We start from the raw sequence: 15,964 nt of genomic DNA on the forward strand, positions 1-15,964 counted from the left end.
TTGTACTTCATCAAAGCGCATTCCTCCCGGCACTGACCCTACGGGTACAGTGCGGGGCTCCTGCGATTTCTAGCTGACTGCCGGAGAATACTTGGCCCAGCGGTTGAGGGAAATTGGCCTGGCCGAGGCAGGATCCCCGCCCCAGCATTGATCCCAACTGGGGGTCTCTATGTTTCGGATCCCAGCCCTGCCCTACGAGTATGAAGTTCCCAGCCTGTCTCAGTTGGCCCTGGTGATCATCGATATGCAGCGAGATTTCCTGGAACCAGGCGGCTTTGGGGAGATGCTGGGCAATGATGTCACCCAACTGGGATCCATTGTGCCCACCCTGGAGGAACTGCTGGACTTCTGTCGTCAGAAGGGCCTAACCATCATCCACACCCTGGAGGGTCACCAGCCAGATCTCTCCGATTGCCCGCCCAGCAAGCGCAAACGCGGCAAGGGATCCCTGACCATTGGGGATGAAGGCCCTATGGGGCGGATTTTGATTCGCGGAGAGCCGGGCAACACCATCATCCCTGAGCTTGCTCCGCTTGCGGGAGAGATCGTCATCCCCAAACCCGGCAAGGGGGCTTTCTACGCCACCGAGCTGCAAGCAATCTTGCAAAAGCGCGGCATCACCCACCTGCTGTTCAGCGGAGTAACCACAGAAGTCTGCGTGCAAACCACAATGCGCGAGGCCAATGACCGCGGCTATGAGTGCCTGCTGGTGGAAGATTGCACCGCCAGCTACTTCCCAAAGTTCAAGCAAGCCACCCTGGGGATGATCCGGGCGCAAGGGGGCATCGTCGGCTGGACGAGTTCTGCTCAGAACGTCCAAAAAGCGTTATCGGGTTTACAGTGAGTGTGAATAACCCAACAAGCGTGAGGCTGAACCGATGACACTGGCTCAGGAGGCAACTGCCCAAGTCCCCGCCTTTTGCGAAGGGATCCAGTACTTCGGGGATCCCTGGCCGGAATTTGACCGCCTGGGCCAGGCCCCTGCAGTGGATGCCGGCACCGGGAAACTGAGGGATCCCGGCAGTCGCATGGCCGCCTACCAAACCTTGCTCTATGCCGATGCCTTGCGCTACCTCACCCTGCAAATGACCGCCAGTAAAGCCTCAGGCCATCCGGGCGGATTTGCCAGCCAAGCAGAAGCCTATGCCGCTCTGGTGTACCTGGGCCAGAAGAACATCCCCACCGAAGTCGGGCACCACGCGCCGGGCTTTTACGCGGCCATGTTTTTGGATGGATCCCTGGCCGAGATGGGCATCCACACCGTCTCCGACCTGCGGGCCCGTTTTCGAGAGCGGGAAGGGCTGTTGGGTCACCTCTCTGGCTACATTCCCGGACTGCTGGCGCCGGCTGGGCCGCTGGGGCAGGGGCAGCACTTTGCCATGGCGGGGGCATTACTCTACCCGGATCGCCTCTTCCCGGTCACGATTGGGGATGGCGGCCTGGGAGAGCCCTATGTGATGAGCTCCATGATTCACTTCCACACGGCTTTCCCGCAGCGCACCAACTTCCTGCCGGTGCTGGTCTGGAATGGCTACAGCCAAGAACACCACAGCATGATCTCCACCGCCAGCAACGCCCAGATGGCCGAGTATTGGCGGGGCAACGGCTTTGAGAAAGTGATTCTGGTGGACGCCAAAGACTTCGACGATGCCCAGCAGCCCGGCCCCTATGTCGATAGCACCCAGTTTTCCCTGGAAGCCCGCATTGCCTTTGCCCAGAGGGTGCTGATCGAAATGGAGCGAGCCATCCAATCAGCCCTGAGCGGACAATTAACGGTTTTCATCCTCAAGCAACTGAAGGGAGCCGGGGTACATGCCAAGGGATCCAAGTCCCACAACCTCTACGGCCACCACACTCTGGATCACCCGGACATTGTGGCGGCTCTGCGGGCGCGGGCCTTACATCCGGCAGCTTGGGCCCTGGTGCGACAAAACTGCCAACGGGCAGCCGGGGGGCCAGCCGCCAAGGTGGCGGTTACAGAGTTCGTTCGGCCTTTGCCGCCTTTGGGATCCCTGAACCTGACGGAGTTTCCCCTGGGGGACAAGCAGGTTTCTACCACTGCCATCGGATCCCTGGTGGTGCAGGTGGGGCAGAAGGATCCCGACTTTTTGGTGGCCAATGCCGACGGCAACGAAGCTTCCGGCATCGCCAATGTGAACCAAGGTCTCAAGGTGATTCACCCCACGGTGGATCCCTTATACAACCAACAGCCCCAAGGCCAGGTCTACGAACCCCTGAGCGAAGATGCCTGCGCGGGGCTAACGGCGGGCCTAGCCCTCTTCGGCGGACGCTCCCTGTGGTGCTCCTACGAGTCCTTTGCCGTCAACGGCCTACCCATCTGGCAGACAGTAACCCAAGCCATGGCGGAGCTGCGCCGACCCACCCCCTCGGCCATTGCCCTCTTCACTGCCGGCGCTTTGGAACAGGGGCGCAACGGCTGGACCCACCAGCGGCCGGAAATTGAGGCCTACCTGGCGGCCATGATGCGCAACGGCAACGTCTTCCCCCTCTTCCCGCCCGATGCCAACTGTGCCCAAGCTGCCTACGAATGGGCCCTATCCACCTGCAACAAAGGGATCCCTATCATCGCCAGCAAAACCCCCCTGCCCATCCGCACCACCCTAGAACAAGCCCGCCAAGCAGTAGAGCAGGGCTGCATCGTCCTTCAGGAACTTCCTGGATCCCGCACCGTGGTCTTTGCCGTGGTGGGGGATATGATTCTCCTGCCCGTGTTCGAGGCGGCTGAGCAGCTCCAAGCCCAAGGGATCGGCTGCAAAATCGTCTCGGTGATTAACCCCCGCCGTCTGTATCGCCCCGGCGACGTGGCTTGGTCCACCTGTGCTCAGCCAGATGGGGAATTCATGTCCGACCAAGAATTTGCCGCTTGGTTTGCCGGCGAGGCCCTCATCGGCGTAACAGGCGGATCTAGCCTGATGCTCGAACCCTTGATGTTGCGCTATGCCGGCCCGCGGGATTTCTTCGCTTGGAAACGCGGCGAAACCACCGCCACCCCCGCCGAATTGATGGACTACAACGGCCTGACAGCTCAGGCACTGTCAGAACGAGCCAAGCAACTGCTATGCTGAGGGCAAGCTTTCAATCTACCAAGGGATTACCCCAGTTTCACACTTCGAGAAGTTCTAAGTGTCAGTTTTTTGTTTACCTTTGTCGTCCTATGGCCAGTGCTAACTCTCTTCGGGAGAAACTTGAGAAAATATCTCCTAGCGAAAAAACTGAGCAAGTTATTGTCCAGTATTTTGCCAACCCTCTCCTCTACGAGCTGGGCTTTGACGATCTAGAGATTAGACCTCAATTTGAGACAGGCTGTGGAAAGGTAGACTTTGCAGCACGGAAGAATACGGAAGCTACGGATATTTTTTATAACTCCCAGAAAAATCCATATCTTTTTTTAGAAGTCAAATCTAGAACATATGACCTCAGTGAAGGCTCTTCCACTTACGAAGAAGCAGTAGATCAAGTAAAAGGATACCTATCTAGAGAGCGCTCTAAGTCTGCAAAGTGGGGAATAATCACAAACGCGAGTTACATCCAGATCTGGAGGAAGCATGGAAAAGTCGTCCACCCTGCTACAGCAAACTTCTCCATTAATCCAGATAACATTGAGACCATAGTACGTGATTTGCGAAACAAGCTAGAAAACTATGAGCGTGCCTTGACTATATGTGTGTACAATAACAAAGGAGGCGTAGGCAAAACAACGACGGTCATTAACCTTGCGGCAGCACTAAAAACCAAGGGAAAAAAGGTCTTAGTTGTTGACTTTGATTCTCAGGGTGATCTGACAAGAAGTTTGGGAGCCACTCCTGGAAAAATTACACTGACGCAATGTTTAAAGGATCCCAAAATAGACATCCATGCCATTGTCCAAACATATAAACTCAAGGGATTTTCCATCTTCGACATTATCCCAAGAGACCCTGAACTAGAGACGTTGACTGATAGCCGGGCAGTAGCATATATCCCAAAGGGAACTCGGCGCCTTCGCGATCTCATTGCTCCTCTTCGCAATGAGTATGATTACATCCTAATCGACTGCCCAACTCAATGGCTTTACTTCAGCCAAAGTGGTGTTTTTGCTGCCGATGTTATTTTGATACCTACCCGCCCCGACGATCTGTCTTCCCTGAATAATGCTGCTAGAGTAATCACCAGCTTTGTTCCAGAAACTGCTAGGTCACGACAGGATGGTGGCCCTATTGCTTTGCCTACCTTTTTCAACGGCGTCTCTTCGGGAAGTGAATACACTATTAGACTAGCTCACGAAGAGATACAGAAGCTTATCAACCAGGAGAAAAGTGTAGATCTACGTCCATATTTCTGGCCGCATTTTAAGAAAGGTAATGAAAACAAAAGCATTTTTAGGATACCTGACTATGCAGTGATATCCTCTGCAAGCTTTGCTCGAACTCCTGCCGTCTTTAGGGACAGGAGAGTTTTAGAATACTACCAGAGTCTTGCCCGTGAGTACTTTATCGATGAGTGAGTTTTCAGATCTAGGTAGGTTGGTTAACTTACCCCTTGAGAGCATTACGCCCGCCGATGGGTTTTCTGCTCCCTCCTTCCTTGTTGCCGCAGCCGCAGATCAGCTAAGGGCGACAGGAGGACACAACTGGGTTCCTCTGCTGGTGGTCGAGGCTGGCGACTATCAGTACAAGGCCATTGGTAACCATTTTGTCTATGCAGTTGCTCAAGAAGCGGGACTGGAAAGGCTATGGTGTATCGTTGTCGATCCTGATCCAGAGCAGGTTAAGCAGGCCCAGATTCTCGCCAAAGAAATTGTTCCGAAGGTAAATTTGACCAATACATCGAGAGAGACTATCTTGGCTGCGCTAAGATACCTAGCCGAGCGACCCAGCAGTCCCCTCAAGGGAGTCGATGTAACCATTGCAGCTGCCCGGATTGCAGAGGCGGATAGAAGTTGGTGGCAGGACTTAACCCCCATAACCAAGCTTGGGTGCAAAATTACGCGAGGCAAAAAACTGGATGCCCTATCGGAAGTATTTTTCGTAACTCCTACAGCGTTGCCCCCTACTCTGAAGAAATCATCCAAGAGATCTGCGGCATCCGCTGGCGCGAAGAAAGCGACCTCAACTCGCTCGCGGAAAAAAACAGAGGGAGAGAGCTGAAAGGGATCCCTTCAAAAACATATTCTCCTCTCCACATCACCGAGGCCCGACTCCGCTTGCTGTGGGATGCCTGCCTCAAGCCTCCCTTTGAATGGCTACTGCCACCCAAACAGCCTTGGCCGCTCTCAATAACAGCCTCCATGGCAGGTATGCTCTGCTTACCTAGGACGACCGGATCCATCTGGAGCTCATGCCCAGGATGATCACCAGCATCTTGGAGATCGACCTGACCCAAACCGTCCGGTATTATCTTGACCACAGGGATCCCCCCCTTATTGCCTGGATCCTAGGCCGTGATCAAGCGCTCCAGACCTGTTGAAACCCTATGTCTTTCAAGGTTGGCACCACATCGGGATCCAGCACTGTAATCCGACACCGATCCTTGAGTTCCCTAACAGAATACCCAGAGGGTCGATGCTGTGAGCTGCCACACCAATCCGGTCGAGGGTTGGCCTTGGTGCTGCACACCCCATGTACAATCTGCATCCAAGCCTTAGAATCCTCTGATTCCCAAATGCTGAAGATACACCCCGTCCCCAGATAAGGCTGACTTAAAACCGGGATCCCATATTGTCCGGCCAAACTTCTGATCTGAACCTTGAGGCTGTCGATCAACGGAGCCAATGGCAAGGGCTTGACATTTCTGAGGGTAAATTGGCTGCCCCGAAAGCCTCGGAAGCTGGTGAGTTGATGCGGGGGTCTTCTCCAGCCAGGGCCAAGTCCGCCCAGTTGTTGGGCCAGGTTCAGCAGATCGCCAATCAAGGGCTGAAATGGCTCATTGCATTCAACTTGGATCCCCCAGGTTTCATGGGCGTCACGGGCAGGTATATTGGCGTAGCCATTGGCCAACCCATCCTCAATACTGAGAGCAGGCAATGGATCCGAGGCTTTGTAGCTACACAGCACCAAATCGGCAGGACAACCCAAACCGCCAAAGATTTTGTTAGTTAGCCTTTCAGTGTTCTGTATTCCCAACAAAGGCAAGGCCAAACGAGTAAACCATCCCCGCAGATTGGCCCGTAAAACTTGCGGACTCCAACGATATTGCCCTTGTTGCGTCACCTGACCACTCTGAACTATGTGCTGCTGGATACAGGGCTTCATCCCTTGCAATTCTATCGTCCATTGCCCCACAGGGATCCGTTCTGCTATCCGTCCAAATCCTGCATGGATCCCACGTCCTAGCCCTTGATGGCGCAACATTTCCTTCATCCGCTGAGTAACCCAGCTTTTCTGCTCTTCGGTCGGGATCTCTTTAAGGGTGATATTAAGGGTATATTTGGGAGCATTTATGCCTTCTCCGGCAGGGATCTGCCATTGTACGCCCAACTTTGGATCCCTTTCATTAAAAACTTGCCAAGGTTGCTGAGGGTTAAGTGGATAAGGCTTGAGGTTAGATTTCTCCAAAAAGAGATTCTCAAACCGGATCTTTCTGGGTAGCCAAGCGGTTTGATTCTCATTCAGTAGCGTCCGCCAAAAGGCTTGCTCATTCGCCGGGATCCTGTCCCAATGTTTCCGCAAATAGTGCAACAAGGATCCTCTCACACTTGAGCCAGGGATCCAGGGTATTCCGGCTGCTTGGGCTGGAAGGATCCCACCTTCAGGAAAGCTACCCCCGCCGATTTGTAGGGGGCTGATCAGCTTGAGATCGCCGATGGATATTGTGCGTGGATCTTTAGTTTTGTTGAGGGCAAAGCAGGGCTTTCCATTCCAGGCTTCCGTAATATCTCTATTAGCCCGACTGTCGGTAATGTCGGAGGTTTGGGGGGTATAGCCGCATTCTTTATCGACATGTTTGGGATCTTCTTTCAGTCCATACCAGCGGGGACGTTCAGCAGGTAAAAGTTTGCGCATTGTTTAGGATCCTCCATTGTTTTAATCTGAGACAACCTACGAGAGGACTTTTATAATTCATAGGGCATTTTAGCCCCCTCACCTTCTGAGAAGGTCCGCGACCGGCAACTCCTACACGTTGCAAGTGGCGAACGGCTTCGTGTTTCAACACCTTTACCTTCTGGGAAGGTCTGCGACAGGCTCAAAAAGCCGAGCGGAAACGCGCACGGTTCAAGTTTCAACACCTTTACCTTCTGGGAAGGTCTGCGACTAGAGCTATTCACACGGTCCAATAGTCTCGATGAGTAGTTTCAACACCTTTACCTTCTGGGAAGGTCTGCGACCTCTGACAAGTTCGTGGAGGACCCGTTAAGAGTATTGTTTCAACACCTTTACCTTCTGGGAAGGTCTGCGACATGATTATTCGAGTTTACTCTGTCATGCAACACAAGTTTCAACACCTTTACCTTCTGGGAAGGTCTGCGACCATATCTGCTTAGCTGCCTGCCAGTGCAACTAGGCCGTTTCAACACCTTTACCTTCTGGGAAGGTCTGCGACAGCTGTAACTGTCAGCTTTACATGTCGGAGAACGCGTTCTCGTTTCAACACCTTTACCTTCTGGGAAGGTCTGCGACCTTAGACAAGGCAAGTCCGATACACATCTCACATGTAGTTTCAACACCTTTACCTTCTGGGAAGGTCTGCGACTAGACCACTTCAAACTAGTGAGTGGTCGGTTTAACCCCAAAGTTTCAACACCTTTACCTTCTGGGAAGGTCTGCGACACTTGCCTTGTCTAAGGCGAGTGCTGTGCATGTGTCACACATGTTTCAACACCTTTACCTTCTGGGAAGGTCTGCGACCTCTGCAGATCTTCCACGCAGGGAAGTTTCATCCCTGGTTTCAACACCTTTACCTTCTGGGAAGGTCTGCGACTACTACTGGAATTTCCAGCGTCAGTGCTGGACGAGGTTTCAACACCTTTACCTTCTGGGAAGGTCTGCGACTACTGCATCTGACTTACAAGTTACCATTGTTAAAACTGTTTCAACACCTTTACCTTCTGGGAAGGTCTGCGACTGAGCGCCGGCGGAAGCGGTTCAACCGCAAAGTTAAGTTTCAACACCTTTACCTTCTGGGAAGGTCTGCGACCAGAAGTGGATAACGACTGGGGCTTCTACTCCTTCTAGTTTCAACACCTTTACCTTCTGGGAAGGTCTGCGACCGCAAAGCTCGGCTTGAAGCTGAGTACAACGCTGCGTTTCAACACCTTTACCTTCTGGGAAGGTCTGCGACCAAGAAATAAAAGCACAGTACTACAGGGGTATGCTCAGTTTCAACACCTTTACCTTCTGGGAAGGTCTGCGACATTTCTATGTAATGGGGGGATTCACGGCAACGCCCCTGGGGTTTCAACACCTTTACCTTCTGGGAAGGTCTGCGACAGCTGGCTGCCGAACGGCAGCTACCCATATGCTTACAAGTTTCAACACCTTTACCTTCTGGGAAGGTCTGCGACCCCCCTATTCTACATCCCTTGCCCAGAGCGGGATCCAGAGGCCATTTTCGACCGCCTCCCAAAAACCACCCCATCCAGGCCGCAAAACAGGGATCCAAAATCGCTGAAACCCTTATCCAGAGCGGCATCGACCGGGTCAACGAAAGAATCAGCCTTTGAGGGCATTGGCCGAGGTGATCGCTCAGGCATTCATACCCGCCTGTTGAGCGTCTTTGAGTCGCATCGTCCAGAACTGAATGGTCTCGGCAATGGCAATCAACAGGTCACTCATCAACACCTGCTGATTAAAGGTCAACTGCCTTAGCCGCTCCTGAAACTCATGGGTGGTCATGTCGCTTCGGATCCCTAGTTCTGCCCCCGCAACCTCGGCCAACACAATCCGCGCCACCCCCCAGGCAAAATAGCGCCGTTGTTCATTGGTTCCCTGTCTGGCATCAGGGATCGCCCCCCCCAGCAAAGCCATCGACCGCGACATCGACCAAAACCGCTCCAGCCCCCAGGTGGCCACATAGTCGGCAATGCCACTGGCGGCTCCCTGCCAATCTTGGATATGCTCTATTCCCTTTTGCAGTTGGTCAAAAACCCGCCTGTCCAAGTCGTAATGTTCGACCGCCATTATGCCCCCTCAATGTTCATAATCCGCACATTGCCGTAGCCCACACTCCACAGCCCCCCCAAGAAATGATCCCCTTGCAAAAACGACCGCCACTCATCCAGATCTTCCACCTTCTGGCGCACTGTCCAGCTAAACATGAACACCGCTCCCGGCGGATACCCCTCTACCGCAAACAGATTCTTCACCAAGCTGCCCTGCTCATTTGGCTCATCCCGCAAACTCACCCTCGGCTGGCGCACCAACCCCATATCCACAATCAAATTGATGGCATGATCGGGCACCACAATCCGACATTCCGGATCCACCCCCTCTGGAGCCGGTAGCGGTTCTGTCCACTTCTGGATATGGGTCAACTTCAGCCAGCGCAAATACAGGCTGGATCCCGCTGCCAATTCAGGATGGGTCATGTACACCTGATTCGAGGCAAAGTTAAACGGGGAGCGATGATTCAATTGTTGAAAACGATTCAGCCAAGCCGGACAACTCACCCACCAATTGCCGTAGCCCAGTACGTGCACCGGCCACCACACCGGCCAGCCCCACCCCAACGAGATCCGCCCCGGCGAAATATCCTCTGTCGGCCCTCCAAACCAGTTCTTGACATGGCCCCTATAGGCATCTTTACCTTCGGCATCCTCCCGCAATGCCCCCCGTAACGAACTCCCCGGAATGGCAGGCGTCCGATCCGGCAAGCGAAACACCGGATTATTGTTGCCCCGGCTCTCGCTATCTGCCCCGCCAATATGCACCGGCGACAAACACACCAACCACTCATTGGGCATCGTTACCTTTCCTCATCCCGAAACAACCAGATATGGCCATACCCCAACGCATCCCGATGAAAGGGATCCGGCATGGGTCCCGACTTCTGGATTGAGGATCCCTCTTGCCACAAATACACCGCCCCTGCCGGAGTTAGCCATTCTCCAGGCGTCAACACCGCCACCCGCCGCTCTGGATCCTTTCGATCCTTCACCTTTTTCCAAGACTGCCAGGGTACCCCGGTTTCGGCAGCATAGGCCCGCACCCCCTCAGGACAGGGCACCGAATAGGTTTGTTTGCTCCACAAGGCCCCGGTCAACAACACCCCTCCGGTTGCCCCCTTGCACTCTTCGCCCAGCCACTCCCAACCAATCAACTTCACCGGCTGAATCGCTACCGGCATCCCCCCTGCCCCCAAGGTGCCCCACCGCGGCGGCTCATACTCCCCCAGGATCCCCACCAAAATTGACCAACCGGGATCCATCAGCGTCGTCATCTCCGCAAAAAAGCCCCCCTCCTCCTTGACTTGGTAATCTTCCCGGCTGTTATGGCTCAAGGTCAGCGTCCGCCAAGGGAGTTCCACCAACTCCCTCCCTTCCACTGTTCCATCCCGCCACAGGCTGCGTAACCCCACTCCCGAAATCAGCCGGGATCCACCCACCACCTGGATCGGCTTCCTTTCATGTTCAGATCGGGGTTGCCAATATCCCCCCACCTCCTGCAGGCGAAACACTCGCTCTAACTTGTCTTTGCCCTCATCCAAGGCATACACCGGCAACGGCAACGGCACATAAAAGGATCTGGGTGAGGCGAGCGAATGCCAAAATGGCCCCCACAACCGCGCCGAACTGGGCAACCCCAAACACGCCGCCAACTGATGCCCATTGGGAGGCCACCGACACCCCACCTGACCGCTGTTCTGCCCCACCGGGGTCAAATTACCCAAACTCAACGGCCCCGCCGGCGTTAACGTCAACCAGTTCACCGCTGCCTCAGGCATCCCTTCGCCCCCCCACCAACTCAATCCACCGCTGCCGCTCCCGCTCTTGCCGAGCCAAAAAGCCCCGTAGGCTGATCCAACTCAGCCACCACTCCCAGCTCGATAGCTCTGCCCTAAATTTCTGCCGATATCCCAACACCTGATCCCACAACCCCGGATCGATGCCCACACTGGCCCACAACGTCCGCATCAGGGATCCCACCCCCAGCACCGTCTGCGCCTGCGAGGATAGCCGCGTGCTCTCCACATACCCCAACAACTTCTCCCAGCGATTCAGCTCCGTCTGCTTGGGATCCCGCTTCGGCTGCACCTCCTCCATCAGCAGGAGCCACAACGGCCACGGACACACCCACTCCAGGCTTTGGCCACTGTTAAACAGCACCCGCACACACACGCGGTTACGCCCTGTTTTCTTTGCCTGCTTGTACGCCTGATTGAGGTTGCGATGCCAAAGAGATTGGGGGATCCGTCTCTGGGCAATCACCACCCCCAAACTAAAATCCATCCCTCCACCCGGCACCGGATACACCTGATCTCCTCGCCGCACCCAGCCATCACACACCGGATCCAACGGCTTTGTCACCGGATTGGGTAACCCTCGCCAGAGCTTCAAGAGATCGCTGGTCAACGCTACCGCCTCGGTGATCGGCCCCAGCAGCAGAAAATCATCCCCCCCGGCAAACACCACCCGTCCCAGATGGTGATCTTCCACCAGCGGATACAACACCTCATTCCAATAGCTAAACAACACCGACAGGTCTAATACGTGAGGCAGTTCAATTTGTCTGGGCTGGGATGGCACAAGCGGTGGTTGGATCCCCAGTCGATAGACCTCGATCTTGCTCTCATCCACGTGCCAGCGTTCCCAGGCCAACTGTCGCTCTCGATACTGAGTCCCCGACAGCCATTGCCCCATTTGATCCCCATCGCCTCGCCAGCCCACCGTCCACTCGATCACACTCTCCCAGCCCGCCAGCTTCTCTTGCTCCCACTCATCCAGTAGATCCGGAGCCTGATCCCGCACCGTTCGCCGCTCCAAAATCCGCGGATGGGCAAACCTCTCCCCGGCCTCATCCACCCCAGGGATCCCCCATTCCGTCAACGGTTGCCGCTCAAAAATCAGCTCATTAAACGTCTCTACCTTCTCATTCCACACCCCAGGATCCACCACCTGCGTGATCCAAGCCGCTGCCGTCGCCGTCTGATCCGGAAACCGCTCCCAAGGACAGGCCGGAGGTTTCTTCCCCCACAACCGCTGCAAAACCAACTCCATCACATCAGGGGCCGATGCCAACCGCTTCACCATCTCCAGGCTATTCAGCCGCTCATCTTTAGAAAACAGGCCCGCCAAACCACTGCGGTCTGCCACCCGTTCCCACCAGGACTTGAGTTGCTCATCGGGCATTCCCCATGTCCCCCCCTGATCCAACGGCTTCAACCCCGGATGCCAGGTCGAAAGACTCCCCGCTGTCGGACTGGTTCGCCCGCCCCACCAGGGATACTGCCACTGTCGCGCTAACTTCCGCGCCTCAATTTGCCCGTGCAACCTACCAATCTGCTCACTCAGCCCTTCAGCCTGCATCGGCTCCGACTCGGCATACACCGTCCACAAGCAGGCATGATCCCGATGAATCACCCGCCACCCGATCCCATTCAGCAGCTTCGGAAAACGCTCCACCACCACTTCTTCCAGGGCTGCAATCAACCGCGACCACTCCTGCCGGATCACCTGACGCTGACTCTCAATCCATTCCGGCTGACTAGGATGTAATCCCGTTAACACATTCGGCAACTCTGCCCGCCAAAATCCTTCCCCACCGGGGTAGTCGGGATCCCGCAACCACTGCACCAAATCCACCCCCTGATGACGCGGCAACAGCACCACCCCACCTCGCTCCTGCCAGCGATACACCGTTACCGCCGCCAAGTAATGACACAGCCAGGACGCCACCGCCCAGTCCCGCAACCGTTGCCCTGCCCCCAAAAATGTCTGCACCGGCCCAAAAGTCAAGGCCGCCACCTGAGTCAGCTCGGGTCGTTCCCCCAAATCCTGCTCAATCTGCCGCCACGACTCTCGACTCGCCCCTCCGCCCCACCAAAACTGGTTTTGCAAATACTCTGATTCTTGCCACTCGCCACTCACCGGATGGGTTGCCAACCGCGTTTCACCCTCTGGGATCCCTCCCACATAAAGCCGCCGCTGCTGAACCAACCATTGCTCCAAATCCATTTACAGTTGCTCCTCGATCCGTTGCACCTGAGTTTGATAATCCCGCACCCGCTCTTGGATTTTGGACTGGATCCCTGCCAGCTCAATCAAAAACTCCAAATGACCCACCGCCACCTGAGCCGGATGATCTGGGTGAGCGACGGATCGCAACTGCTGAGTTTTTTGATCCAAAATCTGGTCAACCACATCCCCCTGCAAAGAGTGATAGAGATGATTGCGAATATCTGCAAACTTAATTCTCGTACTTTGGCTTAATGCCCAGCCCGGTTCATTACAATAGAAGCCTTGAAATTGAACCAGAGCCGGTCTACTGGCAATGGGATCGAACCGATATGTAAAATCTTGATGATTCTTCTTTCCTAGGAAACTTCCTTGAGAGATTCCCCTCGCAATCGCTGTGATGTTGACAAAAATTGGATCGGGATCTTGTTGATGAAATAAATCTACCGACCCATTGTTCCTACGCCGCCACGAGAATTGCCCTTGCCCCTGCTGCACAACCAAGCACTTCAACACCAACTCAAGCGCCCCTGCCACCCTTAGGATCCAATGCATCCATTGCCCTCGCTCCCGAAATGACCGCTCACTCCAGCAGGCAATCGCAATCCGCTCCAAAACCTCTTCTTCGGGACTTAGCCCCAAATTGAGTTCCCGCAAATTAAAAGACACTGCCCGATCCAGCCGCCGGATCTGTTTCTCCATGTCTTTGTCCACATCTCCCTTCGCCAATCGAAGGATCCCGGCAAAATCCTGCACCGCCAGCAACTGCCGAATCTGAGGCGCTTTCAGCCGCCACTGCCAATGGGATCCACTATGTTGCCTCGGTTCCTCATCTTGTCGGGATAGATATAAAAACTCCACCGCTTGTCCTTCCAAGCGTTGCTCGATTCCCCATAAATACAGGGCACTACTTAACGCCGGAGTTCCGCTACTGTGCTGAATAAAAAGCGTCTCAAAGGAAAAAACCTGCTGATCGGGCAAGTGAATCCGGTTGTTTTGAATAAGTTGACCGAGAAACTGAGTGGCCCGCTTGGCCATGCCTTCCCAATCCGCAACTCCTGACTTCACCTCCGGTGGCACCTCAAACCGTACACAATGACAACGAATCCCCTGCTCCTCAGCCCAGGCCAGCAACACCTCCTCCCACCAATGCCCGTCGGATGTAATGATCTCCTCCCAACCTGAACCCGCTATCGGCTGAGCTTGAAACCACGCCGTCTGATCTGTTAACAGCACTACAAATGTGGGGGATCCCTTTACATGCTGAACATACTGATGCGCCTGACGAATTAGGGGAAAATCTACACGGTTTAGGTTACCTAACAATTCGTTCTTGAGATCTTGAGCAAGCTCTTGCATTTCATGGAGATCAAAGCCCCTAATCTGCTCCCTTCCCGGCTGTCCATCCACCTGGACATCGCTGGTTCCCAAAATCTGCAGTACGACGGATTCCAGCATATCCACCTCACCGGGTCAGAACTTTAGCAGATACCTTCAGCCGAACCAGATCCGCAACCGATTCACCGGATTGATCCGCATCAATACGACCTTATGCCAAGGGTGGTTTTGACAACCCTCTAGGATCCGATTGGGTGGAATCGACATGTACCGCTGCTCTATCGCCATACGAGTTAACCTGGAAACCCTTGGCGGTAAAATCGGGGGACGATGTGGCACAACCCGATAGGTACAAAAGGCAACTTCAGCGTTACCACCCAAGGGAACTATTGCAAAAATGGCTAAATAGGCAATCAGACCAGCCGAGACGAACTTCATAGCTCAAGCTCACTATCCGCTTGTTCATGAGCCTAACTATAACACAATCGCAGTATTGTTGCAAATTAGACTTTTGACCTATTGAAGGCGTTTTGTATCTACTCAAACTGAGGATGCTAAATTGTTGTCTCCGCCTGACTACAGCAAGGTTGAAGCATAATCACAGCGGTAGCTTTCCTCTCCTCCTCACACCTTAGGCTTGACCGCCGCCACCACCCGACCGAGCACCGAAAACTCCTCCTGCAACTGACTAAGGCGATACACCTCCGGACGGTAGGCCGGATTATCACTCAACACCCGGATCCGCTCCTTCATCCGCTCCAACCGCTTCACCCGCAGATAGCCATCAATCCTGAGAACAAAAATTCCTTCCACAATCCGGTCCGCAAACTTCACCGACTCATCCACAATCACCATATCCCCCGAATCCAGTGTCGGCGCCATCGAATCTCCCATCACCCGAATCATACTCAACCGATAGGCCGCCAACTTATCCTCAATCGGCTGATTCCACTTGACGAGCTTGGCCCGTGTCTTGGCGTAGGTCGAAAGCACCGTGGTCACTGCCACCGACTTAGATTTGTAGGCCACATACTTGTCCCAGAGTAGGAGACTCATCTTTTGGACTGCCTCTGGTTTGAGGAAGCACCGCCAATCAAACGTCCCATCCTGCAGCGCAATCCCCACCCGGCGAGCCTCCCGCTCTGCCGCACTCACCCCCGCCGGATTGGCACGGATCCCCAGAAACCCCAAAGCAATCTCCTGCTGAAACGCCTTATCCTTGAGGGATCCAGGCTTAGGAGGTAACGTCCCCCGCAGATACAGCCGACTATTGCGGAGCAAGATGGACAAACCCACATTGGCAGACTTCAGCCGACCATTGGCTTGAGCGATCCGCTCCAGAGTGGCTTTGGTGATGCTGTCCACCAGCTCAAATCCTTCACTATCAGCTTCACTAAAATAATAGGCTGATCCGACTCGAAATGACCCTATTTGTCCCAGTCCTAGGTTGTGTTGATCTTTCATTTGAGCCAAAAGAGAGCACTGACGAGATAGAGAAAACTCAAGAAGTTCCTGGCC

At 54.5% G+C, this 15,964-nt stretch carries 11 protein-coding genes and 1 CRISPR repeat array; of the genes, 4 read left to right on the plus strand and 7 right to left on the minus strand.

The genetic code is table 11. The features are described from left to right. Positions 1-169 precede the first annotated feature (169 nt). The 4 genes from NW828_RS11675 to NW828_RS11690 all read left to right on the plus strand — a co-directional run bounded on the left by NW828_RS11675 (position 170) and on the right by NW828_RS11690 (position 5,147). Complete coding sequence (locus NW828_RS11675; protein ID WP_414384036.1) at positions 170-844, plus strand: cysteine hydrolase family protein; 675 nt, start codon at positions 170-172, stop codon at positions 842-844. A gap of 34 nt (positions 845-878) precedes the next feature. Next, complete coding sequence (locus NW828_RS11680) at positions 879-3,086, plus strand: phosphoketolase (RefSeq protein WP_414384038.1); 2,208 nt, start codon at positions 879-881, stop codon at positions 3,084-3,086. An 89-nt stretch (positions 3,087-3,175) separates the two neighbouring features. Next, entirely contained in the window at positions 3,176-4,504 is a 1,329-nt protein-coding gene (locus tag NW828_RS11685; RefSeq protein WP_414384040.1) for an AAA family ATPase, read from the plus strand. Then, entirely contained in the window at positions 4,497-5,147 is a 651-nt protein-coding gene (locus NW828_RS11690) for a Rho termination factor (RefSeq protein ID WP_414384042.1), read from the plus strand. Before NW828_RS11685 ends, NW828_RS11690 begins: the two co-directional genes overlap by 8 nt. 297 nt (positions 5,148-5,444) lie before the next feature. Here the strand turns inward: NW828_RS11690 and NW828_RS11695 are convergent, their stop codons facing one another. The 7 genes from NW828_RS11695 to NW828_RS11725 form a co-directional block, all read right to left on the minus strand. Beyond that, positions 5,445-7,001 (minus strand): RAMP superfamily CRISPR-associated protein, encoded by a 1,557-nt coding sequence (locus tag NW828_RS11695; protein WP_414384044.1) that lies wholly within the window; start codon positions 6,999-7,001, stop codon positions 5,445-5,447. Between the two features lie 141 nt (positions 7,002-7,142). Continuing rightward, a CRISPR array of direct repeats spans positions 7,143-8,500; the repeat unit is 36 nt; unit sequence GTTTCAACACCTTTACCTTCTGGGAAGGTCTGCGAC. 181 nt (positions 8,501-8,681) lie between these two features. After that, a complete protein-coding gene (locus tag NW828_RS11700) occupies positions 8,682-9,116 on the minus strand; it encodes a hypothetical protein (protein ID WP_414384045.1) in 435 nt (144 codons plus the stop codon). Then, positions 9,116-9,898, minus strand: a complete 783-nt coding sequence (locus NW828_RS11705) for an RAMP superfamily CRISPR-associated protein (protein WP_414384047.1) — start codon at positions 9,896-9,898, stop codon at positions 9,116-9,118. Before NW828_RS11705 ends, NW828_RS11700 begins: the two co-directional genes overlap by 1 nt. 2 nt (positions 9,899-9,900) lie before the next feature. Continuing rightward, positions 9,901-10,878 (minus strand): hypothetical protein, encoded by a 978-nt coding sequence (locus NW828_RS11710; RefSeq protein ID WP_414384049.1) that lies wholly within the window; start codon positions 10,876-10,878, stop codon positions 9,901-9,903. Next, positions 10,871-13,108, minus strand: a complete 2,238-nt coding sequence (locus NW828_RS11715; RefSeq protein WP_414384050.1) for a Cas10/Cmr2 second palm domain-containing protein — start codon at positions 13,106-13,108, stop codon at positions 10,871-10,873. The genes NW828_RS11710 and NW828_RS11715 overlap by 8 nt, the downstream gene beginning before the upstream one ends. Next, positions 13,109-14,566, minus strand: coding sequence for a hypothetical protein (locus NW828_RS11720; RefSeq protein WP_414384052.1), 1,458 nt, complete (start codon positions 14,564-14,566; stop codon positions 13,109-13,111). Positions 14,567-15,070: 504 nt separating this feature from the next. After that, a complete protein-coding gene (locus NW828_RS11725) occupies positions 15,071-15,811 on the minus strand; it encodes a helix-turn-helix transcriptional regulator (protein WP_414384053.1) in 741 nt (246 codons plus the stop codon). Positions 15,812-15,964: the final 153 nt, after the last annotated feature.

Source organism: Synechococcus sp. W55.2 (genome assembly GCF_047461635.1).
In the GTDB taxonomy this organism is placed as follows: domain Bacteria; phylum Cyanobacteriota; class Cyanobacteriia; order Thermostichales; family Thermostichaceae; genus Thermostichus.

Excerpts from the sequence above, each read along its gene's own strand:
- NW828_RS11675 (WP_414384036.1), top strand. The coding sequence starts at position 170 with ATGTTTCGGATCCCAGCCCTGCCCTACGAGTATGAAGTTCCCAGCCTG.
- NW828_RS11680 (WP_414384038.1), top strand. The coding sequence starts at position 879 with ATGACACTGGCTCAGGAGGCAACTGCCCAAGTCCCCGCCTTTTGCGAA.
- NW828_RS11685 (WP_414384040.1), top strand. The coding sequence starts at position 3,176 with ATGGCCAGTGCTAACTCTCTTCGGGAGAAACTTGAGAAAATATCTCCT.
- NW828_RS11690 (WP_414384042.1), top strand. The coding sequence starts at position 4,497 with ATGAGTGAGTTTTCAGATCTAGGTAGGTTGGTTAACTTACCCCTTGAG.
- NW828_RS11695 (WP_414384044.1), bottom strand. The coding sequence starts at position 7,001 with ATGCGCAAACTTTTACCTGCTGAACGTCCCCGCTGGTATGGACTGAAA.
- NW828_RS11700 (WP_414384045.1), bottom strand. The coding sequence starts at position 9,116 with ATGGCGGTCGAACATTACGACTTGGACAGGCGGGTTTTTGACCAACTG.
- NW828_RS11705 (WP_414384047.1), bottom strand. The coding sequence starts at position 9,898 with ATGCCCAATGAGTGGTTGGTGTGTTTGTCGCCGGTGCATATTGGCGGG.
- NW828_RS11710 (WP_414384049.1), bottom strand. The coding sequence starts at position 10,878 with ATGCCTGAGGCAGCGGTGAACTGGTTGACGTTAACGCCGGCGGGGCCG.
- NW828_RS11715 (WP_414384050.1), bottom strand. The coding sequence starts at position 13,108 with ATGGATTTGGAGCAATGGTTGGTTCAGCAGCGGCGGCTTTATGTGGGA.
- NW828_RS11720 (WP_414384052.1), bottom strand. The coding sequence starts at position 14,566 with ATGCTGGAATCCGTCGTACTGCAGATTTTGGGAACCAGCGATGTCCAG.